The sequence below is a fragment of the Bradyrhizobium sp. UBA2491 genome (genome assembly GCF_002341725.1).
Taxonomy (GTDB): Bacteria; Pseudomonadota; Alphaproteobacteria; order Rhizobiales; family Xanthobacteraceae; genus Bradyrhizobium.
This window is the reverse complement of record NZ_DDOP01000089.1, coordinates 6,242-29,811: the sequence shown is the minus strand read 5'-3', so window position 1 is coordinate 29,811 and position 23,570 is coordinate 6,242. Positions and strand designations below refer to the sequence as shown.

Annotated in this window: 18 protein-coding genes; 10 read left to right on the top strand and 8 right to left on the bottom strand. The window is 64.6% G+C overall.

Annotated features, from left to right (window positions below; all coding sequences use genetic code 11):
* Positions 1-55: 55 nt before the first annotated feature.
* Positions 56-1,327 carry a fumarylacetoacetase gene (fahA, locus tag B2W55_RS30085; protein ID WP_024583653.1) on the top strand — a complete coding sequence of 424 codons (1,272 nt, stop codon included), beginning with the start codon at positions 56-58 and terminating at the stop codon, positions 1,325-1,327.
* A gap of 101 nt (positions 1,328-1,428) precedes the next feature.
* Here the strand turns inward: fahA and B2W55_RS30080 are convergent, their stop codons facing one another.
* Together B2W55_RS30080 and B2W55_RS30075 are read right to left on the bottom strand one after the other, a co-directional pair.
* Complete coding sequence (locus B2W55_RS30080) at positions 1,429-1,740, bottom strand: DUF1272 domain-containing protein (RefSeq protein WP_024583652.1); 312 nt, start codon at positions 1,738-1,740, stop codon at positions 1,429-1,431.
* A gap of 84 nt (positions 1,741-1,824) precedes the next feature.
* Positions 1,825-2,301: an Lrp/AsnC family transcriptional regulator gene (locus tag B2W55_RS30075; protein ID WP_024583651.1), complete on the bottom strand. Its 477-nt coding sequence runs from the start codon at positions 2,299-2,301 to the stop codon at positions 1,825-1,827.
* A gap of 122 nt (positions 2,302-2,423) precedes the next feature.
* Between B2W55_RS30075 and hppD the strand changes: the two genes are divergently transcribed.
* Positions 2,424-3,542 (top strand): 4-hydroxyphenylpyruvate dioxygenase, encoded by a 1,119-nt coding sequence (hppD, locus tag B2W55_RS30070; RefSeq protein WP_024583650.1) that lies wholly within the window; start codon positions 2,424-2,426, stop codon positions 3,540-3,542.
* A 170-nt stretch (positions 3,543-3,712) separates the two neighbouring features.
* Here hppD and B2W55_RS30065 read toward each other — a convergent pair whose 3' ends face one another.
* The 4 genes from B2W55_RS30065 to B2W55_RS30050 all read right to left on the bottom strand — a co-directional run bounded on the left by B2W55_RS30065 (position 3,713) and on the right by B2W55_RS30050 (position 8,872).
* Positions 3,713-4,825, bottom strand: coding sequence for a CaiB/BaiF CoA transferase family protein (locus B2W55_RS30065; RefSeq protein WP_024583649.1), 1,113 nt, complete (start codon positions 4,823-4,825; stop codon positions 3,713-3,715).
* 321 nt (positions 4,826-5,146) lie between these two features.
* Positions 5,147-5,947, bottom strand: a complete 801-nt coding sequence (locus B2W55_RS30060; RefSeq protein ID WP_024583648.1) for an FAD binding domain-containing protein — start codon at positions 5,945-5,947, stop codon at positions 5,147-5,149.
* Between the two features lie 11 nt (positions 5,948-5,958).
* Positions 5,959-8,298 carry a xanthine dehydrogenase family protein molybdopterin-binding subunit gene (locus tag B2W55_RS30055; RefSeq protein WP_024583647.1) on the bottom strand — a complete coding sequence of 780 codons (2,340 nt, stop codon included), beginning with the start codon at positions 8,296-8,298 and terminating at the stop codon, positions 5,959-5,961.
* A gap of 88 nt (positions 8,299-8,386) precedes the next feature.
* Positions 8,387-8,872, bottom strand: a complete 486-nt coding sequence (locus B2W55_RS30050; RefSeq protein ID WP_024583646.1) for a (2Fe-2S)-binding protein — start codon at positions 8,870-8,872, stop codon at positions 8,387-8,389.
* A 404-nt stretch (positions 8,873-9,276) separates the two neighbouring features.
* On the opposite strand from B2W55_RS30050, the gene B2W55_RS30045 reads away from it, so the two are divergent.
* From B2W55_RS30045 to B2W55_RS30030, 4 genes are all read left to right on the top strand, one after another.
* The gene (locus B2W55_RS30045; protein WP_024583645.1) at positions 9,277-10,992 is read left to right on the top strand and encodes a PQQ-dependent methanol/ethanol family dehydrogenase; all 1,716 of its coding nucleotides are present in this window, start codon (positions 9,277-9,279) and stop codon (positions 10,990-10,992) included.
* A 110-nt stretch (positions 10,993-11,102) separates the two neighbouring features.
* Positions 11,103-12,266: a c-type cytochrome gene (locus B2W55_RS30040; RefSeq protein ID WP_024583644.1), complete on the top strand. Its 1,164-nt coding sequence runs from the start codon at positions 11,103-11,105 to the stop codon at positions 12,264-12,266.
* Between the two features lie 36 nt (positions 12,267-12,302).
* Positions 12,303-12,983 (top strand): response regulator, encoded by a 681-nt coding sequence (locus B2W55_RS30035; RefSeq protein ID WP_024583643.1) that lies wholly within the window; start codon positions 12,303-12,305, stop codon positions 12,981-12,983.
* A gap of 72 nt (positions 12,984-13,055) precedes the next feature.
* Positions 13,056-13,841 (top strand): LuxR C-terminal-related transcriptional regulator, encoded by a 786-nt coding sequence (locus tag B2W55_RS30030; RefSeq protein ID WP_024583642.1) that lies wholly within the window; start codon positions 13,056-13,058, stop codon positions 13,839-13,841.
* Here B2W55_RS30030 and B2W55_RS30025 read toward each other — a convergent pair.
* Both B2W55_RS30025 and B2W55_RS30020 read right to left on the bottom strand, forming a co-directional pair.
* Positions 13,836-15,209 carry a hybrid sensor histidine kinase/response regulator gene (locus B2W55_RS30025; protein ID WP_024583641.1) on the bottom strand — a complete coding sequence of 458 codons (1,374 nt, stop codon included), beginning with the start codon at positions 15,207-15,209 and terminating at the stop codon, positions 13,836-13,838. The two genes, B2W55_RS30030 and B2W55_RS30025, sit on opposite strands and share 6 nt — an antisense overlap.
* On the bottom strand, positions 15,206-16,378 hold the full coding sequence (locus B2W55_RS30020) for an FIST N-terminal domain-containing protein (protein ID WP_024583640.1): 1,173 nt from the start codon (positions 16,376-16,378) through the stop codon (positions 15,206-15,208). The genes B2W55_RS30025 and B2W55_RS30020 overlap by 4 nt, the downstream gene beginning before the upstream one ends.
* 459 nt (positions 16,379-16,837) lie before the next feature.
* Here B2W55_RS30020 and B2W55_RS30015 point away from each other — a divergent pair, with 459 nt between their 5' ends.
* The 4 genes from B2W55_RS30015 to B2W55_RS30000 all read left to right on the top strand — a co-directional run bounded on the left by B2W55_RS30015 (position 16,838) and on the right by B2W55_RS30000 (position 23,164).
* Positions 16,838-18,871, top strand: coding sequence for a methyl-accepting chemotaxis protein (locus B2W55_RS30015; RefSeq protein ID WP_024583639.1), 2,034 nt, complete (start codon positions 16,838-16,840; stop codon positions 18,869-18,871).
* A gap of 330 nt (positions 18,872-19,201) precedes the next feature.
* Complete coding sequence (locus B2W55_RS30010) at positions 19,202-20,674, top strand: MFS transporter (protein ID WP_024583638.1); 1,473 nt, start codon at positions 19,202-19,204, stop codon at positions 20,672-20,674.
* Between the two features lie 6 nt (positions 20,675-20,680).
* Positions 20,681-21,511, top strand: coding sequence for a trehalose-phosphatase (gene otsB, locus B2W55_RS30005; protein WP_024583637.1), 831 nt, complete (start codon positions 20,681-20,683; stop codon positions 21,509-21,511).
* Between the two features lie 201 nt (positions 21,512-21,712).
* Positions 21,713-23,164 carry a trehalose-6-phosphate synthase gene (locus tag B2W55_RS30000; RefSeq protein WP_024583636.1) on the top strand — a complete coding sequence of 484 codons (1,452 nt, stop codon included), beginning with the start codon at positions 21,713-21,715 and terminating at the stop codon, positions 23,162-23,164.
* Positions 23,165-23,570: the final 406 nt, after the last annotated feature.

Here is a 23,570-nt window from a genome sequence, read left to right as displayed (position 1 = left end):
CTCGCGGCGCATCCCGGAATGACGAGAGTGTGTCAATCAAATTCGGCAGGAAACCATGCCCCACCCCAACGACCCCAAACTCCGCTCCTTCATCGACGTCGCTCCGACCTCCGACTTCCCGATCCAGAATCTTCCCTACGGCGTGTTCTCGTCGAAGGACGGCCTCGCGCCGCGCGTCGGTGTTGCGATCGGCGACCATGTGCTCGATCTCTGGGAGCTCGAGCAGGATTCGCGGCTCGATGTCGGGCCGCTCGGCGTGTTCTCGCAGCCGTCGCTCAATGCCTTCATGGCGCTTGGGCCGAAAGTGTGGTCGGCGACGCGGGCGCGGATCAGCGAGTTGTTGCGCTCGGATCATCCGGAGCTGCGCGACAACAGGGAATTGCGCGCGCGGGCGCTGGTACCGATGGCTGACGTCAAGCTGCACATGCCGTTCGCGGTTTCGGGCTATACCGATTTCTATTCGTCGAAGGAGCACGCCACCAATGTCGGCGTCATGTTCCGCGGCAAGGACAATGCGTTGCAGCCGAACTGGCTGCATATGCCGATCGGCTATAATGGCCGCGCTTCGACCGTGGTGGTGTCGGGCACCAAGGTGAAACGGCCGCGCGGCCAGCTCAAGCCGCCGACCGCTGAAGTGCCGAGCTTCGGCCCCTGCAAGCGGCTCGACTTCGAACTCGAGATGGGCGTCGTGGTCGGACAGGCGTCTGCGATGGGCGAGATGCTGACCGAGGCGCAGGCCGAGGCGATGATCTTCGGCTTCGTCATCCTCAACGACTGGAGCGCGCGCGACATCCAGCAATGGGAATACGTGCCGCTCGGCCCGTTCCAGGCCAAGGCGTTCGCGACCTCGATCTCGCCATGGGTGGTGACGCGCGAGGCGCTGGAGCCGTTCCGGATGCAGGGCCCGGCGCAGCAGCCGGAGCCGCTGGCCTATCTGAAGCAGGCGGGGGCGAACAACTACGATCTCGCGCTCGATGTCGGCCTGCGTGCCGGTGCGATGAACGAGGCGAAGACGATCTGTAGCACCAACTTCAAATACATGTACTGGTCGTCGGTGCAGCAGCTCGTGCACCATGCGTCCAGCGGCTGCGCGATGAATGTCGGCGATCTCCTCGGCAGCGGTACGATCTCCGGTCCGGAAAAGCACCAGCGCGGCAGTCTCCTGGAGATCAGCTGGAACGGCACCGAGCCGGTCGAGCTCGCCGGCGGCGTGACGCGCTCGTTCCTGGAAAACGGTGACTCGCTCATCATGCGCGGCTGGTGCCAGGGCGACGGCTATCGCATCGGCTTCGGCGAGGTCGAGGGCACCATCGTCGCGGCAGAGTGACGTCTCGTCATTGCGAGGAGCAAAGCGACGAAGCAATCCATTGCTCCGCCTGCGCGGAACCGTGGGTTGCTTCGCTCCGCTCGCAATGACGAAGGAACGCCTCAGCGCTCTTCCGGCCTGATATCCCGCAGCCGCGCCGTATGCGCCGCGCAGTCCTCGAGACTGTATTTCAGATGCACCCGCTTGTCCGATGGCGGCTGGTTCACGGTGCAGACACCCGCCCGCCACGGCTTGGCCGGGCGGATCGGCCGCGGCGCAAAGCCGCCGCCGCAATTCGGGCAGACATTGCCGAGCTTGGTCTCGGCGCAATCCACGCAGAACGTGCATTCATAGGAGCAGATCCGGGCGTCGACGGCGCTCGGCGGCAGGTCCTTGTCGCAATATTCGCAGTTCGGTCGCAGTTGCAGCGCCATGGTCGTCTCTCTTGCTGGATGTTGGCCGGATGATCGCAGGTCGTGTCATCGAAGCGAATGACGGAATTCCCTCGATTTGAGCCATCACGCCTGTAGCGAATTCAACGGCAACCTCGTGCTCTCCTTCAGGCGATCAAGCACGATCGAGGAGCGGACATGGGCCACGCTCTGGTGCGGCATCAGCACGTTGTTGACGATGTCGGAGAGGCTCTTGAGGTCGCGCAGCATCACCTTGAGCACGTAATCGGCATCGCCGGTCAGCGCATAGGCCTCCTGGATGTCGTCGACCCGGTTGACCAGTTCGCGAAACCGCTTGGCGTTGTCGGGCGAATGGGTCGCGAGCGTGATGTGGATGAAGGCGATCAGGCCGAAGCCGAGCGCCTCGCCGGCGAGGTCGGCGTGGTAGCCCGCGATCACCTTTTCCTCCTCCAGCCGCATCCGCCGCCGCGAGCATTGTGACGCGGAGAGCCCGACCAGGTCGGCCAGTTGCTGGTTGGTCAGCCGGCCGTCGTCTTGCAGGGCGGCGAGCATTTTGAGGTCGAACGCGTCGACGTCAGGCATGCGTCAAATGTCCATTTCATGCATGAATCGTGCACGATACTAGCAAAGGGGGTCCCATTTTGCACGCACGTTGCGCAGCAAGTGACGGAAACTATCCCCAGACAAATCAGGGAGTTACCGCCATGGGACCGTTTCCGCACGATGCGCCGGCCGCTGAAATCAGCGCCGAGAATCCGATGGGCACCGACGGCTTCGAGTTCGTCGAATACGCCCATCCCCATCCGGCCGAGTTGCACGCGCTGTTCAAGCTGATGGGCTTTGTCGCGGTCGCCCGGCACCGGACCAAGGCGATCACGGTCTATCGCCAGGGCGACATCAACTATCTCGTCAATGAGGAGCCCGGTAGTCACGGTTTCAATTTCGTCGCCGCGCACGGCCCCTGTGCGCCGTCGATGGCGTTCCGCGTGGTCGACGCCAAGGGCGCTTATGAGCGCGCGATCGCGCTCGGCGCGGAGGCGGCGGATGTATCGTCCGCGCAGAAGACGCTGGATGTGCCTGCGATCAAGGGAATCGGCGGCAGCCTGCTCTATTTCGTCGACCGCTACGGCGCAAAGGGCTCGGCCTATGATGCCGAGTTCGAATGGCTAGGCGTCGCCAACCCGCGTCCGGCAGGCTCGGGGCTCTACTACGTCGATCACCTCACACACAACGTCCATCGCGGCCGCATGGATGTCTGGACCGGCTTCTATGCCAAGCTGTTCAACTTCCGCCAGATCCGCTTCTTCGACATCGAGGGCCGCGCCTCCGGCCTGTTCTCCCGTGCGCTGACCAGCCCGGACGGCAAGATCCGGATTCCGATCAACGAGGATGCCGGCGATTCCGGGCAGATCGAGGAATATCTCAACACCTATCACGGCGAGGGCATCCAGCACATCGCCTGCGGTGCGCGCGACATCTACCGCACCGTCGAGACGCTGCGCGCGGACGGCCTGCCGTTCATGCCGTCGCCGCCCGACACCTATTTCGAGCGGATCGATGCCCGCCTGCCCAAGCATGGCGAGGACGTCGCGCGGTTGCAGAGCAACGGCATCCTGATCGACGGCGAGGGCGTGGTCGACGGCGGCCAGACCAAGGTGCTGCTGCAAATCTTCTCGGCGAACGCGATCGGGCCGATCTTCTTCGAATTCATCCAGCGCAAGGGCGACGATGGCTTCGGCGAAGGCAACTTCAAGGCGCTGTTCGAATCGATCGAGGAAGACCAGATCCGCCGCGGCGTGCTGAAGGTCGACCACGCGGCGTGAGAACGTCGTAGAGCCACGCTGGCGCAAAACCAACAGCTGTCGTCCCGGCGAAGGCCGGGACCCATACCGCGGAATCTATCGAGTTTACTGGGTGGCAATCCCGCGGAACGATCGCCACAACGACGTTCCGGGATCATGGGTCCCGGCCTTCGCCGGGACGACAGCGAGATCTATCTCCCCGCCTTCCACGCGCTCGTCACATCTCCGATGCTCGCCAACTCCGGCTCGCGGATCGCCGACGGCGTGCGCGAGAAGCGTGGCGCGGGGGCGGGCTGGGTGACGCCGTGGCGCTCGACGAACACCTGGCGCGCCGCCATGTGCGGATGCTTGGGCGCTTCCTCCATGGTCAGGATCGGCGCGAAGCAGATGTCGGTGCCTTCCATGATCTTGCACCAGTCGGCGCGCGACTTGCTCTTGAACACCTTTTCCAGCTTCGCCTTCAGCGCCGGCCAGGCCTTGCGGTCCATCTGGGCGTCGAAGTCGGCGTCGGTCAGGTCGGCATGTTTACGCAGCAGCGCGTAGAATTGCGGCTCGATCGAGCCGATCGAGATGAAGTTGCCGCAGGAGCATTCGTAGACGCCATAAAAATGTGCGCCGCCGTCGAGGAAATTCTGGTCGCGGCCGCCGCTCCAGCGGCCCTGCGCCGCCATATCGTAGAACATTGACATCAGCGAGGCGGCGCCGTCGCACATCGCGGTGTCGACCACCTGGCCCTTGCCGGACTTCTGCGCTTCCAAGAGTGCCGCGAGCACGCCGACCACGAGGTAGAGCGCGCCACCGCCGAAATCGCCGACCAAATTGAGCGGCGGCACCGGCTTCTCCTTGGTGCCGATTGCGGCGAGTGCCCCCGTGATCGAGATGTAGTTGATGTCGTGGCCTGCGGCGTTGGCCAGCGGGCCTTCCTGGCCCCAGCCGGTCATGCGGCCATAGACCAGCTTTGGATTGCGCCCGAGCACGACATCGGGACCGAGGCCGAGGCGCTCCATCACGCCGGGACGAAAGCCTTCGATCAGCGCGTCGGCATGGCTGAGCAGGTCGAGCGCTTCCGCGATCGCGGCCTTGTTCTTGAGGTCGAGCTCGATCACCTTGCGGCCGCGGGTTGCCACTGCCTTCAGGTTCTTGCCCGCGCCGACCCGGTCGAGCGTGATGACCTCGGCGCCCATGTCGGCGAGCAGCATGCAGGCGAACGGGCCGGGGCCGATGCCGGCGAATTCGACGATGCGGAAGCCGGCGAGTGGGCCCGAGGTGCGAGCGGCGGTTTGGGAGGCGGGCTTGTCGAGCACGTTATCGTTCCGTTGTTGCTGTGAGGAGGTTATCGAGGTGTTGTGCGTGCGGCGGCCAGGCGGACTGCCGTTCCGTTCCGCGCAATGCCATCAAAGGGACGAGCTAGCCATGGGGAGCCGGGGCAAGTGGTGGTCGTCGGATCTGCCGAACGTCATGAGTCCTCTCCCGGCCGTCCGTCTGACGGTATTTTTAATTAGCTGATTAGCTAAATTCTCTCGCCTAATGGGCGATGTGGCAAGCCCTTTCGGCTGGAATGCCAGTAAAACGCGAACGGCGCGCATCGCTGCGCGCCGTCTGCATAGGTTCCGGAAGGATAGCGATCAGCCGGCGGCGGTCACCGCCCGTTGTCCCATCACCTTCACCAGGTTGGCGCGGTAGTCCGCCGAGCCATGGATGTCGGCGAGCAGACCGCTCGCCGATATCGTGACGCCGTCGAGCGCCGAGGCCGCCCAATTACCCTTCAGCGCCTGCTCGATCGGCGGTACCCGCATGACGCCGCTTTGCGACGCACCGGTCGCGGCGACGCGGACGTCGCCCGACTTGGTCTTGGCGACGAACACGCCGGTCAGGGCGAAGCGCGAGGCCGGATGCCGCATCTTGGCGTAGCCGGCTTTCGCCGGGATCGGGAACGACACCGCGGTGATCATCTCGCCATCCTCGAGCGCCGTCGTGAACAGGCCCTTGAAGAAGTCGTCCGCCGCGATCGATCGCTTGTTGGTCTTGACCGTCGCGCCGAGCGCCAGCACCACCGCCGGATAATCCGCCGCCGGGTCGTTGTTGGCGAGCGAGCCGCCGATCGTGCCGCGATGACGCACGGCCGGATCGCCGATCAGCGAGGCGAGATGGGCGAGCGCAGGGATCGCCTTCTGCACCGCGTCGCTCTGTGCCACGTCATAATGCGTCGTCGCGCCCTTGATGGTGACGGTGTCGCCCGACACCTCGATGCCGATCATGTCCTTGATCTTGGACACGTCGACCACATCGGACGGCGCAGCAAGGCGCTGCTTCATCACGGGCAGCAGGGTCTGTCCGCCGGCCAGGAACTTGGAGTCCGTGCCCTTGGCGAACTGCGCCACGGCATCGTCGACCGAGGATGCGCGGTGATAATTGGTCTCGTACATCGTATCCTCCCTCAACCCTGAATGGCGTGCCAGACGCGATCGGGCGTCGCCGGCATTTCCAGCTTGTTGTTGCCGATGGCATCCGTGATCGCATTGATCACGGCCGCCGAGGAGCCGATCGCGCCGGCCTCGCCGCAGCCCTTGACGCCGAGCGGGTTGCCCGGACACAGCGTCGTGGTGTGGGAGAGCTGGAACGACGGCAGGTCGTCGGCGCGCGGCATGGTGTAATCCATGAAGGATGCGGTCACGAGCTGACCGGTGCCGTCATAGACGACACCTTCGAGCAGCGCCTGGCCGATGCCCTGGGCAAGGCCGCCATGGACCTGGCCCTCGACGATCATCGGGTTGATCAGCCGGCCAAAGTCGTCGGCTGCCACGAAGTCGACGAAGGAGGTCTTGCCGGTGCCGGGATCGACCTCGAGCTCGCAGATATAGGCGCCGGCCGGGAAGGTGAAGTTGCTCGGATCGTAGAACGCCGTCTCCTTCAGGCCGGGCTCCATACCATCAGGCAGGTTGTGCGCGGTATAGGCCGCGAGCGCGACCATCGGCAGCGCGATCGACTTGTCGGTGCCGGTGACCTTGAACTCGCCATTCTCGATCACGATGTCGCTCTCGGATGCTTCGAGCGCGTGCGCCGCGATCTTCTTGGCCTTGGCCTCGACCTTCTCCATCGCCTTCACGATTGCCGCACCGCCGACCGCGATCGAGCGCGAGCCGTAGGTGCCCATGCCGAACTGCACCTTGTCGGTGTCGCCATGGACGATCGAGACCTGGCTGATCGGCACGCCGAGCCGCTCGGCGATGATCTGGCAGAACGTCGTCTCGTGGCCCTGGCCGTGGCTGTGCGAGCCGGTCAGCACTTCGATGGTGCCGACCGGGTTGACGCGGATCTCCGCCGATTCCCACAGGCCGACGCCGGCACCGAGACTGCCGACCGCCTTCGACGGCGCGATGCCGCAGGCCTCGATGTAGCAGGACACGCCGATGCCGCGCAGCTTGCCGTCGGCCTTCGCCTTGGCCTTGCGGGCGGGGAAGCCGGCATAGTCGATCGCCTTCATCGCGGCGTCGAGCGAGGCGTGGAAGTCGCCGATGTCATAGGCCATGATGACGGGCGTCTGATACGGGAACTGGTTGATGAAGTTCTTCTTGCGCAGCTCGGTCGGGTCGACCTTCAGTTGCCGCGCGGCGGTCTCCATCATCCGTTCGAGCAGATAGCTCGCCTCGGGACGGCCGGCGCCGCGATAGGCATCGACCGGCGTGGTGTTGGTGTAGACGCCGATCACCTCGGCATAGATCGCCGGGATCACGTATTGGCCCGACAGCAGCGTCGCATAGAGATAGGTCGGGACCGACGACGAGAACAGCGACATGTAGGCGCCGAAATTGGCGTGGGTCTTGACCCGCAGGCCGAGGATCTTGTTGTCCTTGTCGAACGCCATCTCGGCCTTGGAGATGTGGTCGCGGCCGTGCGCGTCGGTGAGGAAGGCTTCCGAACGGTCGCCGGTCCACTTCACCGGGCGGTTGACCTTCTTGGAGGCCCACAGCGCCACCATCTCTTCCGGATAGATGAAGATCTTGGAGCCGAAGCCGCCGCCGACGTCGGGCGCGATCACCCGGAGCTTGTGCTCGGGCGCGATGTTGTAGAATGCCGACAGCACGAGGCGGGCGACGTGCGGGTTCTGCGACGTCGTGTAGAGCGTGAAATGCTCCTCGGCCTGGTCGTAATGCGCGATCGCCGCGCGCGGCTCCATCGCATTCGGCACCAGACGGTTGTTGGTGAGTTCGAGCGTCACGACGTTGGCGGCCTTGCCGAACGCATCGTTGACCGCGGCTTCCTCGCCGATATGCCAGTCATAGACGATGTTGCCGGGAGCCTCCGGATGCAGCTGCGGCGCGCCCGGCTTGATCCCGGCCTTGATGTCCGGCACGGCGGGCAGCTCTTCATAGTTGACCACGACGGCTTCGGCAGCGTCCTTGGCCTGGTTCTTGGTCTCGGCGATCACGACCGCGACCGCCTGTCCGACGAAGCGCACGGTCTCCGGCGCCATCGCCGGCCACGCGCCCATCTTCATCGGCGTGCCGTCCTTGGAGGTGATGGCCCAGCCGCAGATCAGGTTGCCGACCTTGTCGTCGACGATCTGCTGTCCGGTCAGCACCGCGATCACGCCGGGCATCTTCATCGCCTCGGTGGAGTCGATGCCCTTGACCTTGGCATGTGCGTGCGGGCTGCGGATGAAGTGAGCGTAGCTCATGCCGACCATTTTGACGTCGTCGACGTAACGTCCTTGTCCGGTGATGAACCGGCGATCTTCCTTGCGCACGACGCGTGCGCCAATTCCTTCAACACCCATTGTCTAGTCCTCCCGACCGGAGATTCGATTTGCCGCCGTTTCCATCGAGACCGGCGGTGATGAGCTTGATCGTTCTGTGCGTGGCCGGCTATTCGGCGGCCTGCGCAACCTTCATGCGGCCGGCAGCGTCGAGCACCGCCTTGACGATGTTGTGGTAGCCGGTGCAGCGGCAGATGTTGCCTTCGAGCTCGTGGCGAACCGTCTCCTCGTCGAGCTTGCCACCATGGCGGTGCACGATATCGACCGCGGACATGATCATGCCGGGGGTGCAATAGCCGCACTGCAGGCCGTGATTGTCGCGGAACGCCGCCTGCATCGGGTGCAGTTCGTCGCCCTTGGCGAGGCCTTCGATGGTGGTGACGTTGGAGCCGGCGGCCTGCCCGGCCAGCATGGTGCAGGACTTGACCGCCCGCCCATCGACATGGACGACGCAGGCGCCGCACTGGCTGGTATCGCAGCCGACATGGGTGCCGGTCAGGTTCAGGTTTTCGCGCAACAGGTGCACGAGGAGGGTTCGGTCCTCAACGTCGACCGAAACCGCCTTGCCGTTTACCGTCAGTTTGACTGTAGACACGCGTTTCTCCCAATAGTTTCATTATGGGCCCAGTAGACCACGCTTCATTTGGGACGTAACCGCGATCAAAGTCGTAGTTGCGGCCCTGTCTTGAAGGCGCCGGGCTGTGCTTCCGATCCTAGCAGGCAGCCGTTCGATGGGCAATTTGCAAGCCGCCGGGAGGGGGCTCCGGCGCAGTGAAACTGCGCGGCAGTGCAAGCGATTTTCGGCCGGCCGACAGCGCCCGCCGCGTGCCGAACATCGCCGCGGCGATTGCTACTACCTTCCGCCTATAACGACGCAAATGCGTTGCTGTCATTTTCATCGCCGATGCAGCGACAGCAGATCGCTGATTCATGAATTGGGTAGATATCCGCGCCCGCGATGCATCCATCGCGGCAACGAAACCATATTGGAGGAAGCCAATGAAGCTGAGGAGCGGGATTTTCTTTGCCGGCGTTTCGCTGGTCGCCATGGTGCTGGCAGGCATTGGTGCATCGAAAGCAAATGATTCCGTCGTGAAGGCGGTGTCCGATCCCAACGGATGGGCGATCGCCGGCCACGACTACGGCAATACGCGCTACAGCCCCCTGAAGCAGATCAATTCCGAGAATGCCGGCAAGCTTCAGCTCGTGTACTCGCTGTCGCTCGCCTCGCTGCGCTCCAACGAATCGTCGCCGGTGGTGATCGGCAAGACGCTGTATGTGTCGACGTCGTGGGGCCCGAAATACGTCTATGCGATCGACGCCGCGACCGGCGCGCGCAAATGGACCTGGCAGCCCGACATTCCGGATGACGTGCTCCAATATGCCTGCTGCGACGTCAATAACCGCGGCGTGTCCTACGCCGACGGCAAGATCTTCGTCGGCCGGCTCGACGGCAAGCTGACCGCACTCGATGCCGAGACCGGCAAGGAGCTGTGGACCTCGACGGTGGTCGACTACAAGCAGGGTTCGGTTATCACGTCGCCGCCGCTCATCGTCCGCGACAAGGTGATCACCGGCTTCGGCGGCGGCGAATATGGCGTGCGCGGCTCGTTGCAGGCGTTCAACCTCAAGGACGGCAAGCTGCTGTGGCAGACCTTCACGGTGCCGGCGCCGGGCGAGCCCGGCAGCGACACCTGGAAGGGTGACACGGGCCTGCATGGTGGCGGCGCCCCCTGGCTGGTCGGCTCCTATGACGCCAAGACCGATACGGTCTACTGGGGCACCAGCAATCCGGGGCCGTGGAATACCGCCGTGCGCTCCACCGGTGACGGCAATTTCGGCAAGCTGACCAACCTGTACACGGCCTCGACGCTGGCGATCGATCCCAACACCGGCAAGATCAAGTGGCACATCCAGGGCACCCCGGCCGACGCCTGGGACTATGACGGCGTCAACGAGCTGCTGCTCGCCGACCTGAAGATCAAGGGCGCCGAGACCCCGGTCCTGATGAAGGCGGATCGCAACGGCTTCTTCTTCGTGGCCAACCGCGAGACCGGCAAGGTGATCTCGGCCGAGAAGTATGTGTTCGCCAACTGGGCCAAGAAGTGGGACATCAGCACGATGCGGGCGGAAGAGGATCCGGACAAGCGTCCGGGCCCCGGCCATCCCGCCAAGGACATCTGCCCGAACCTGATCGGCGGCAAGAACTGGCAGCCGATGTCGTTCAATCCGCAGACCGGCCTGGTCTACATCCCGAGCAACAATGTGTGCATGGACTGGTCGGTCTCTGACGTGAACTACAAGCGCGGCGTGTTCTATCTCGGCGCAGAGTTCCCGACCAAGCCGGGTCCCGGCGGCTTCCTCGGCGAGCTGGTGGCCTGGGATCCGATCGCCAACAAGAAGGTGTGGGGCATCAAGGAAGACCTGCCCTTCAACGGCGGCACGCTGACCACCGGCGGCAACCTCGTGTTCTCGGGCAATCTGCACGGCGACTTCCGCGCCATCGATGCCAAGAACGGCAAGGTGCTGTGGAGCAAGAACCTCGGCAGCGGCATCGGCGCCGGTCCGGTGACCTATTCGGTCGACGGCAAGCAGTATGTCGCGATCGTGGTCGGACGCACCGCGGCGCTGCCGGCCTTCCTCGGCGACATCGGCAAGAAGATGGTTGCCGCGGCGCCCGAAGGCGGTGCGCTGTTCGTGTTCGCCTTGCAGTAACGATCGTCGCAATGGAGGCAGCATTGTCCGTGTCCTGTATCAAAGCGACTTGCATCAAGGCGACTTGCACCAGGTCGAATGAAGTGCCGAGTTCAACGCGTCGCGTACAGTTGAGAAAGGCGATCCGGACCGTGCTGCTCTCCGCCGCATTGTTGGCGCCGGCCCTCGCGGCCGGCGCGGAGGAGGCGAAGCCGCCGCTGCGGCTCTGCGCCGACCCGACCAACCTGCCGTTCTCGAGCGACGAGCCGGGCAAGCCCGGCCTCTATCTCGAGATCGGCCAGGCGGTGGCGCAAAAGCTCGGCCGCACGTTGAGCACCAATTGGTACAAGTCCTATTTCGGCAAACGCACCGTGCGCGAGACGCTGCTCAGCAAGCAGTGCGACGCCATGGTCGGCCTGCCGCTGATCGACGACTTCATGGGCCCTGCGGTGATCTTCTCGAAGCCGATCGCCCATGAAGGCTATGCGCTGGTCGGCGCCAGGGATCGCAAGCTCGCCGGCATCGACGACCTCAAGGGATTGCGGGTCGCGGTGCAGTATCAGTCGACGCCGCAGAACCTGCTGGCGATGCGTGACGACATCCAGAAGGTCACCGTGCTCAGCCCGGAGGAGGGCATGACGGCGCTCGAGCAGGGCAAGGTCGACATCGCCTTCATCTGGGCGCCGGTGGCGGGCTGGCTCAACAAGACCAGCTATGGCGACAAGTACCAGATCGTGTCGACCGAGGGCGACGGCCTGCTCTGGGCCACCGCGATCGGCTTCGCCAAGGCATCCGGCGCGCTGCGCGATGAAGTCGACGGCGTGCTGCCGTCGTTGCAGACGGATATTGCCGCCCTGTTCGCCAAATACGGCGTGCCGAACGGCACCCCGGTCAAGTTCGGCGAGGCAGATCGGGCGATGACGTCGTCCACCGGGTCTGGCGAACCCGTCACGGTGGGGCAGGCGGCCGCGGCCGAGAAGCCGGTTCAGACCGCGGCGGCGCCCGCGGCTGCCGAGGATGCCAAGGGGGGAGACGCCAAGGCCGGACGGGAGACCTTCAATGGCACCTGCGCCCATTGCCACGGTCCGGACGCGGTGCAGGCCGAGCGAAAGATCGACCTCCGGCTGCTGAAGAAGCGCTATGCTGACGACATGGAATCGACCTTCTGGAAGACGGTCCATGACGGGCGGCCGGCCAAGGGCATGCCGGCCTGGAAGGACGTCTTCAGCGACGACGAGCTCAGAAACGTATATGCTTATCTGCAAAGCGTGCAGGATACCGGCGGGTCGAACTAGCCGCGGACATCGGCGAATACCAATGCGAGGGTCCTCATGATGGGGTTCCTGATCATCGACGATCATCCCCTGTTCGGAGAGGCGCTTGGCAACGCCATCCGCATCTCGCATCCCGATGCCCGGATCTATGAGGCGACCTCGATCAAGGGCGCGCTCGGCATCCTCGCCAGCGAGCCGAATATCGACCTGGCGCTGCTCGACCTGCTGCTGCCCGACGTGGTCGGATTCTCCGGCTTCCAGAAGATCCGGGATCGCTATCCGCGGCTGCCGATCGCGATCGTCTCCAGCGAGGAAGACAAGCACACGATCCGCGAGGCGCTGCAAATGGGGGCGGCCGGCTACCTGCCGAAATCGACCTCGCTCGGCGAGCTCTCGCAGGCGATCGCGCGCGTGCTGAGCGGATCGGTCTCGGCGCCGCGGGACTTCGTCGCGGTCGGTGCGCTGGATCAGTCGGAGACGGCGCGGACGCTGCGCGAACGGATCCAGAAGCTGACGCCGCAGCAGATCCGGGTGCTTCATCTGATCATTCGCGGCTTGCAGAACCGCGAGATCGCTTCGGAACTCAAGCTCGCCGAATCGACGGTGAAAGCGCATGTCACCGAGATTCTGCGCAAGCTCAAGCTGTTCAGCCGCAACAAGGCGATCATCGAGCTCGGCAAGATTCCGCTGCCGGTCGCTGAAGCCTGCACCGGCGCGAAGGCCGAGAAGGCGCCCTAGGCGTGTTGCACTGCGAGGCGAATGTCACGCCTATAGGCTGCCGGTCGGCTTTGAGATAACGTCGTGCGCACAATGGCTGTCATCAGCGATCCGAGGGAGGACGGCGCAGCATTGACCACGACCGTGCCCCTTGTGGACGATCCACCGCTCGGCAAGGTGGGTGTACCTCGGCTGCTGATCGTCGAGGATCACCCGCTGTTCCGCGCTGCCCTGATCGGCGTGATCGGGTCCGAGTTTCCCGATGCCGAGGTGTTGCAGGCGACCTCGATCGACGGCGCGCTGGACGTGATCGCGAGCCGCGATGGCCTCGATCTGATCCTGCTCGATTTGTCGATGCCCGGCACCACGGGCCTGCTCGGTGCCTACCGGGTGCGTGCCGCCGCGCCGCGCAGCGCGCTGGTGATCGTGTCGGCGCATGACGATCCCCGGATCGTCGGCGGCGCGATCTCGCTCGGCATATCGGGCTACATCCCGAAGTCGACGCCGAAGGTCGAGCTGGCGCGGCTGCTGCGCGGTATCCTCGAAGGCGCGGTGTGCCTGCCGACGCGCTTCCGCGACACCGCTGCCGCGCGAAAGAGCCAGGCCGAGACGCGGGAGCTGGTGCAGCAACTCGGCCAGTTCACCGCGCAACAGCTTCGCGTGCTCGACATGATCTGCCACGGATTGCAGAACAAGCACATCGCCTATCAACTCGCGATCTCCGTCACCACCGTGAAGGTGCACGTCTCGGAGATCCTGCGAAAACTCGGCGTGCGCAGCCGGACCGAGGCCATCATCGCGCTGTCGAAACTCGATTTCGGCAAGCACGACCACGCGCCGGTGACGGCGCCGCGATCGGCGCACGGGATCGAATCATAGTCCCACGCCAGACTGCTCGGCAGCGAGCAGGAACGACAGCAGCGAGCGCATCTCGGCGGGCTTGATCGGCTTCTTCAGCAATTCGTGGCCGAACGCCGACACGTCGGAGGCCGCCTTGGCCGAGTAGTCGGCGGTGACGATGATCGCCGGAACCTTGGCGTTGATCTGGCCGCGGATCACGTCGACGGCCTGGATGCCGGTCTCGCCATTGTCGAGATGCAGGTCGGCGATGATGGCATCGGGAATGCCGTCGAGCGCGTGGATGCGTTCGAGCGCCTCGGTCTTGGAGATCGTCACCGCGACGTCGCAGCCCCATTTCTCCAGCAGATGGGCGAGGCCCTCGGCGCTCGACAGGTCGTTCTCGATCAGCAGGATCTTGGCGCCTTCCATGCCGCCATAGCGATAGTCGACACTGGCCTGTTCGCGTACCGGGATCGCGACCGGATCCAGGGTCCGCGGCACCGTGACCGAGAACACCGAGCCCTTGCCGGCGCGTGAACCGAGCTTGATGTTGTGGCCGAGCAGATCGGCGAACCGGCGCACGATCGAAAGGCCGAGGCCGATGCCGGCCTTGTCGCCGGCGCCGGCATCGCCGCGCTGAAACTCGACGAAGATCGCCTCGCGCTGGGTTTCCGGAATGCCCGGCCCGGTATCATGCACCTCGATGCAGATATCGTCGCCCTTGGCCCGGCATCCCATCAGCACGGTGCCGCGCTGGGTATAACGCAGCGCGTTGGCGAGCAGGTTTTGCAGGATCCGGCGCAGCATCAGCGGGTCCGAGCGAACCACCGCGGACGACGGCATGATCCGGAAGTCGAGATTGCGCTTGGCGGCGGTCGCGGCGAATTCCTGCTCCAGCGGCTCGAACAGCGAGGCGATCGCGACCGGCCCGAACTCGGGCCTGAGCACGCCCGCATCGAGCTTCGAGATGTCGAGCAGCGTGCGCAGCATGTCCTCGAGCGTCGCCAGCGATCGATCGATCTGGTCGGTCAGCGCGCCGCTCTTGGGCTCGGCGGCCATCTCGGTCAGCGCGGACAGCGTCAGCCGTGCCGCATTCAGCGGCTGCAACAGATCGTGGGTCACCGACACCAGCACCGACGATTTCAGCGAGCTCGCCGCTTCGGCCTGCTGCTTGGCCTGCAACAGGCGTCCGTTGGTCTTTTCCAGCGATTGCAGGGCCTGCTTGAGCTGCTTGGTGCGGTCGCGAACCTGCTGATCGAGCGCGATCGCGGTCTCGAACAGCGAGAAGGCGTTGAGCTGCTGATCGGTCGAGCGTTCGACGCGCGACATCAGCGCTGCGTTGATCTTGCGCAGCTTCTCGGCCTCGCGTTCGAGCGCCACGATGCGGCTGGTCTTGCTGTCGGTCATTGCGGCGCGACAGCCCGCTTGCCGATGGCGATGCCGGTCAGCGTCTGGTTGACGTGCATGGAGCGATACTGCTCGCCATAGGTCTGAAAGCCAATCACTTTGTTGCGGCGATAGAGTTCCGACATTTCCCGCGACAGCTGGCGTTGCTCGACGTCGAGCCGGCGCAGCACGCATTCGAAGCCGATGAACATCGAGACCTCGCCGAGATCGTCGCTCAATTCCTTGAGCAGGCGGCTCGTGACGTCGATCGGATCGCGCTCGCGCGCCACCGTCAGCACCATGCCCTCGTCGATCGCGCAGAAGAATTGCAGCGATCCGTCCGGGTTGGTGCGCTGGATCGACCGCGCATAATAGGCGCCGCCGACCCGGACCAGCACCGGGTGCGCGGCAAAGGAGAACAGTTCGAGATTGCTTTCGCTGAGGCCGACGGCGCGGGAATATTCCAGCGCGGCCGGCTCGGCATTCAACTCCTTGACGATGCGGTGCTCGATGTCGGCCTCGGTCACCACCATCTTGGTCGAGGTCGGTTCGAAATGGTCACACTTGAACAGGCGGAACGGCAGCCGGGTGCGGATCAGGATCAAGACCGCTGCATCGCTAAAGGCCTCGCCGCCGTAGAACACCCAGGACTTCTCGAAGCGCAGGCCGTCGCCGGCTGAACCGCCGACCACCGGGATGTCGCCGAGCGACGCATAGATCGCCGACATGATGGTCTCTTCCCGCTGGCACATGCCGTCGATGAAGAGCAGTCCGAAGGATTCGTCGGTGTGATCGCAATGCTCGGTTCGTTGGGCGAATTCGTTTTGCAACTCGGTGCACATCGAGCGGCCATGATCGACCCGGAAGGTCGCGAGGTCGAACAGCGGCCGTGCCGCGATGACGAAGTCGGCCGCGTTGAAGCCCATCGCCACGACACTGTCCTCGTCCCAGCCGCCGGGCGACAGCTCACCGGCCGTGGTGCAGCCGAAGATCGGCACGTCGGGCATCCGGGAGGACAGTTCGGCAATGAATGTCTGGGGGTCGTAGAACGGCGACACGAACACCACGAGCATCGCGAGATCGGCCGACGCCAATTGGCGCGCGATCTCGTCCGCGGCTTGCCGCGGCCCGTTGGTCTTTGCCTGCACCACGACAATGCTGTCGGTGGCGCTGCCGTGCTGCTCCGCCACAGGCTTTCTCCCTGACCAGAATTTTTTGCTTTTCTTGGCGCGGCCGGTCTAACCCGCGCGGGTCGTTAGGGCATACGGGCCATGCCGCAAATTGGTTGCAGTCGGGCCCGGCGGTATCGTCTAGGTCGTGAGGGGAAATGTCATTGGCCGGGCCAGTCCGCCGGCAGCAACGCTCGTCGCAAACGCCAACGGCGCCGTTCGACGCGATGACATGGGACACCTCCCGATGTGTTGTCCTGACCCGGGCAGGGACAGGTTTGATCGGTTCTAAACTATCGGGCCGGACCGGGAGGTCAATCGCCAAGCCCGCCCTTTTCGCCCGACCAAGGTAGTACCGGCCCGATCCGGCTGCCCATTTACCGGGCCTTATCGATTCTGCCTTAGTTTTGGCCTCCGGGGTCTGGGGCGGGCTGCTGCCGGATGCCGCGCGCGGTTTTCAGAATGAAGACGGGGGTTGGAATGCCGGGGCTCAAGCGATCGCGGTCGATCAGGTTCCCGACCCTCAGATTTCGCGCCAAGATCATGCTCGGCTTTGCCGTGACGCTGGCGCTGTCGGCGGCCACCATGGGCTTTGCCTATATGGGCTTCGAGCGGGTCTCCGCCGGGGTCGGCTCCTATCGCCAGAGCGTCGCGGAAGCCGATCTGGCCCGCAACATCGACCGCGAATTGATCTCCTACCGCTCGCTGGCGCGCTATTACGTCACCACCGGCAAGGAGGACGATGCCAAGGCGGCACTCGCCGCCGAGGCCAGCCTGAAGGACGCCATCGTGGCGTCGATGAAGGGCACCACCAATCCAGCCCGGCTCGAGCAGGTCACCAAGCTGGAGCGCGAATTCCGCGCCTTCACCAAGATCTTTGCCGAGATCGTCCGCATCAAGGACGAGAGCGCGCAGACCGCGCAGAACAAACTTGTCCGCAGCGCGACCTCGATGCGCTACAAGCTCGACGACCTCCCGAGCAATGCCGATGATTCCGAGCTGCAATCGATCCAGTTCGGCGCCAAGAAGGTGTCCGACCAGCTCCAGTCGATCACCGGTGCGGTCAACACCTTCGTCGTCAATGGTGACAAGACGGTTGCCTCCAGCGCGCTCGCACGGCTGAAATTCGCCGACAATCTGGTGAAGGGGATCACCTCGAACAACGAGCGGATCACCCAGGGCGTGAAGGACATCACCGCGCTGCTCGAGGAATACCGCGAGGCGCTCGCCAAGCTGATCGCCAACGCCAAGTCGATCGACGAATTGACCGTCGAGATGACGGAATCGGCGGCCGCCATCAGCCAGGGCGCGGCGGCGATGAAATCCGATCTGCTCGCCGACCAGAAGCGGCTCGAGAACGAATCGCACGCGATGATCGGCGAGACCGAGCAACTGATCCTGATGCTCGCCGCCGGCAGCTTCGTGCTCGGGTTGGTCTGGGCATTCCTGCTCGGCAAGGGCATTTCGCAGCCGATCGCAGCGATGTGCGCGGCGATGCGCGAGCTCGCGGCGGGTAATTTCGACGTCGTGCTGCCCGGCCTCGGCCGCCGCGACGAATTGGGCGAGATGGCCGGCGCGGTGGAGGAGTTCAAGGTCCAGGCGGTCGCCAAGGCCGAGCGCGACGCTGCGACCCAGGAGGCGCAGAACAAGGCGAGCGCGACCGCGCGGCGCAACGAATTGATTCGCTTCGCCGATGAATTCGAATCCGCGGTCGGCTCGATCGTCTCCAACGTGTCGGCGTCCGCCGTGCAACTCGAATCCGCAGCCGGCACGCTGACGCGGACCGCGGAGGTCACCCAGAACCTGTCGAGCCAGGTCGCCGGCGCCTCCGAGGAGGCGTCCAGCAACATGCAGTCGGTGGCGTCCGCGACCGAGGAGCTGTCGGCGTCGGTCGACGAGATCGGCCGCCGCGCCAAGGAATCCAGCCAGATCGCCGATTCCGCCGTGCGTCAGGCCGAACAGACCGATGCCCGGATCGGCAAGCTCTCGCGCGCTGCGCAGGAGATCGGCGACGTGGTCAAGCTGATCACGGCGATCGCCGAGCAGACCAATCTGTTGGCGCTGAACGCCACCATCGAGGCCGCGCGCGCCGGCGACGCCGGCCGCGGCTTCGCGGTGGTCGCCTCCGAAGTGAAGTCGCTGGCGAGCCAGACCGCCAGGGCCACCGACGAGATTTCCACCCACATCTCGGGCATGCAAGCCGCCACCCAGGAATCGGTCGCCGCGATCAAGGAGATCGGCGGCACCATCGGGCAGATCTCCGGGATCGCGACCAACATCGCGAGTTCGGTGGAGCAGCAGAGCGCGGCAACGCAGGAGATCGCCCGCAGCGTGCAGAACGTCGCGCAGGGCACCCAGGAAGCGGCTTCGAGCGTCACCCAGGTCAATCGCGGCGCGACCGAGACCGGTGCTGCCTCGGAAGAGGTGCTGAATTCGGCCCGCTCGCTGTCGGTCGAGAGCGCAAGGCTGCGCGAGGAACTCGATCGCTTCATGGCGAACATCCGCGCGGCGTAACGAATACGTCAAGCCTATCAATGATCGTCGTCCCGGCGAAGGCCGGGACCGATAACCACCGATGTTCGTTGGTGCAGAGATAACTCGCCGCGTGCTCTTTTCATACGCCGCGGCGTATGGGTCCTGGCTTTCGCCAGGACGACGACAAAGAATATAGCGCGCCGCAAATCCTGCTCTATGCCGCGTTGCCGGAACCCTTGCTTCCCCGCGGCGTTGACGTCCCGTGGCGGGCACTCCGTTTGCCGCAATCCTGGAAGGGAGAACCTTGGAACGTATCGTTCCGGGGGTTTTTCCCATTGGTCCATTCTGATGAATTCGCAGCGGACACAATTGGGTTCTGCAACAACGACGGACGCGACATCGTCGCCGGCCGGGCCGGGCGACGACCGCATCATCGAGACGTCGATCCCGCTGCGTCTCGACAATCTGCATTGGAGCGGCTTTCACACCCGCGTCGTGCTGGCGCTCGGCATCACCTGGATTCTCGACGGGCTCGAAGTGACGCTCGCGGGCGCGCTGTCGGGTGCGCTCAAGGACAGCCCCACGATGCGCTTCTCCAACGCCGATGTCGGGCTCGCCAGCAGCGCCTATCTCGCCGGCGCCGTGCTCGGCGCGCTCGGCTTCGGTTGGCTCACCGACCGGATCGGCCGCAAGAAGCTGTTCTTCATCACGCTCGCGTTGTATCTCTCGGCCACGGCCGCCACCGCGCTGTCGTGGAATGTCGCGAGCTACGCGCTGTTTCGTTTCCTCACCGGTGCCGGCATCGGCGGCGAATACACCGCGATCAACTCGACCATTCAGGAATTGGTGCCGGCGCGCTATCGCGGCTGGACCGATCTCGTCATCAACGGCAGCTTCTGGATCGGTGCCGCGATCGGCGCGCTGAGTGCCATCGTGCTGCTCGACCCCGCCTTCCTTGCGCCGGACCACGGCTGGCGGATCGCTTACTTCACCGGCGCGGTGCTCGGCCTTGTCGTGTTGCTGATGCGGATGTGGATTCCGGAGAGCCCGCGCTGGCTGATGATCCATGGCTATCCCGATCAGGCCCAGAAGATCGTCGCCGATATCGAGACCTCCGTGCTCGGCCACAAACAGCCGAGCGAGGGGTTCGATAAGATCAAGCTCCGGATGCGCGATCATACGCCGCTGCGCGAGGTCGCGGTGACGCTGTTCTCGACCTACCGGCAGCGCTCGCTGGTCGGGCTGACGCTGATGGCCGCGCAGGCGTTCTTCTACAACGCGATCTTCTTCACCTTCGCGCTGATCCTGACCGATTTCTTCGGCATCGCCGCCAGCAATGTCGGCTGGTACATCCTGCCGTTCGCCGCCGGCAATTTCCTCGGGCCGCTGCTGCTCGGCCGCCTGTTCGACACGCTCGGCCGCCGCACCATGATCACGCTGACCTATGGCGTGTCGGGCGTGCTGCTGGCGCTGTCCGGCTACCTGTTCTCGATCGGCGTGTTCAGCGCGCAGACCCAGATCATCGCCTGGATGGTGATCTTCTTCTTCGCCTCGCCCGCCGCGAGCGCCGCCTATCTTACCGTCAGCGAGACATTCCCGCTGGAGGTCCGCGCGCTCGCGATCGCCGCTTTCTACGCGATCGGCACCGGCATCGGCGGTGTGATCGGACCGGCGCTGTTCGGCGTGCTGATCGATACCGGATCGCGCAACAGCGTCTTCGCCGGCTACCTGCTGGGGTCGGCACTCATGTTGGTCGCCGCAGCCGTCGCATGGCGCTATGCCGTCGCGGCCGAGCGAAAATCGCTTGAATCTGTCGCGCGACCACTGGCATTCGTGGAGTAGACTAGGATGAAGCATGAATTGGCCGAAATGCCGCTGGATGACGACATCAGCCCTGATCGAGCGACGGACAGCGTGCCGGCGCCCGCGTCGCTGATTCCGCCGTTGGCGCGGACCGCCGTGCTGCTCGATATCGATGGTACCCTGCTCGACTTTGCGCCGACGCCGCGCGAGGTGTGGGTGCCGCCGGAGCTCGCGACGACGTTGAAGCAGCTGCATGAGCGTACGGGCGGCGCGTTGGCGCTGGTCTCCGGCCGCTCGCTCAATGACATCGACCTGATCTTCGCCCCGGATGTGTTTCCCGCGATCGGCGGCCATGGCGCCGAGATGCGGTTGCAGCCGGACAGCGAGGCGGTCGCCGCGCACGCGCCGCCGCTCGACAAGGAATTGAAGCGTCGCCTTGCCGCGATCGCAAAGCTCAGCCCAGGCATTCTGCTCGAGGACAAGGGCTATTCGCTGGCGCTGCATTACCGGCTGGCGCCGCAGGCGGAGAAGGCGATCTATGAGGCGGTGTCGTTGATCCGCGCCGAGCTGCCGACCGCGCCGATCGAGGTGCTGCCGGGCAAGAGCGTCTGCGAGATCAAGCATTCCGGCTTCACCAAGGCGACCGGCGTGCGCGAGCTGATGACGCATGCGCCGTTCAAGGGCCGCCGTCCATTCTTCATCGGAGACGATGTGACCGACGAGACCGTGTTCGCGATCATGCCCGACTACGACGGTCTCGCATTCTCCGTCGGCCGTCACGCGACCGGCGTCGCCGGACATTTCGAGGCGCCGCGCGACGTGCGTCAATTTCTCGCGGACCTGCTCGATGGTGATCGGGACATCAGTCTGACCTGATCGAGTCGGTTTCATCGCAGCCGATTCGAATGCGGTGCTTTTGCGTCGTCGCGTGCACCTCACGCGTCATTTTCTTTTCGCGAGTTCCCGTGAGTTCCGTGGGCCTTCGCCAGAATTTGGTTTCATTTGGGAGATTCCTTGGTCAGGAACCATCTTGATGAATGGTTGTTAATACGCGAGTGACCAACAGGAGGGGACCTGGTGAACCTCGTCGTCGTATCGAACCGCGTCTCGCGCGGAAAACCTAACGAACCCATGACGGGGGGGCTGGCTGCGGCATTGTTGCCGGTGGTGGAAAAAACAGGGGCTATATGGGTTGGTTCCAGCGGACGGGTCCGTGACGGGAACCACAAGGAACCTTTCGCAGAGGTCGAAGCACTCGGCGCGGGCGCGCTGGCGATGCTCGACCTGCCGGCCGCGCATTACGGCGGCTACTACGAAGGCTTTGCCAATTCGGCGCTGTGGCCCGCGATGCATTCGCGCGCCGATCTGATTCGCGCCTCGCACGAGGACTATGCGAGTTATCGCGAGGTGAATGCGTTCATGGCGCGTGCGCTGTTGCGCTTCCGCAAGCCCGATTCCGTGTTCTGGATCCAGGATTACCACTTCCTCGCGCTCGGCGCCGAGTTGCGCGATCTCGGGGTGACGCAGCCTGTCGGCTTCTTCCTGCACACGCCGTGGCCCGTGCGCGCGGTGATCGCGGGGGTGCCCAATCACCGTGAGCTGATCGAGGCGATGCTGTCCTATGACCTGATCGGGTTCCAGACCGATGAGGATTGCGAGAATTTCCTGAGCTATGTGCAGAACGAGCTCGAGCTCGAGGTGCGCGACGGCGTGGTCAATTCGTCGTTCGGCCGCACCCGCGCCGCGGTATTCCCGATCGGCATCGATCCCGGTAAATTCGCGCAGCAGGCCACCAAGGCGATGACGCATCCCGACGTGACGCGGCTGCGGCGCAGCCTCAACGGCGAGAAGCTCGCGATCGGCGTCGACCGGCTCGACTACTCCAAGGGCCTCGTCAATCGCATCAAGGCGTTCGACCGGATGTGGGCGCTGTATCCGAACCTGAAGCGTTCGGTGTCGATGTTGCAGATCGCAACGCCGTCGCGCGGCGCGATCGAGGCCTATGGCAATCTCGCCAGCGAGGTGGCGAAGCTCGTCACCGATGTCAACGGCGAGCATGGCGAGGTGGACTGGACGCCGATCCGCTATCTCAACAAGGGCTTCGGCCAGGGCGTGCTCGCGGGCCTCTACCGTACCGCTCAGGTCGGCGTGGTGACGCCGTTGCAGGACGGCATGAACCTCGTCGCCAAGGAATATGTCGCGGCACAAAATCCGGCCGATCCCGGCGTGCTGGTGCTGTCGAAATTCGCCGGTGCGGCAAACGAGCTCGACGCCGCGCTGCTGGTCAACCCGCACGACATCGACGGCATGGCGCGCACTTTGGCAACGGCGCTGGCGATGCCGCTGACCGAGCGGCGGATGCGATGGGAAGCCATGATGGAGCGGCTCAACGGCGGCACCATCCAGCAATGGTTCGCGGACTTCATCGAGGCGCTGCAAGACACGCACAATACGGCGAGTGCGGCGCTGCCGGAGCCACCAGCCCTGTGGCCGCGCCGCACGGCGGACCTTGCCGCGCGATATCACTGAGCAAGCATAGAGCTCGTGCGGGATGGGCGCGTCATGTCGCCCATCCAATGTGTCGTCCCGGTCCTCGGCGGGGACGACGGCGGGTTTGTGGTACCCCCGGTGATTTGCGCGCCCATGACGAAGGCATCAATCGGCTGCATTGCTTGATTTGCGCCGGTCTCTGACCAGCCGACGGCCAGAATCGCGCGCGACGGCCCGCAACAGCATGCTGCGCCGCCGGGCTATCCGCTAATTTATCTAATATTTTCAATCCATTGGGGAAATTTCGCGCCCCAGCCTCGCGCTCCCTTGCAAAATCCGCCCCGGCCCTTCAAGAGAGGGCCTCCCGGAGAGATGGCCGAGTGGCTTAAGGCGCACGCTTGGAAAGCGTGTGTGCGGGAAACCGTACCGTGGGTTCGAATCCCAC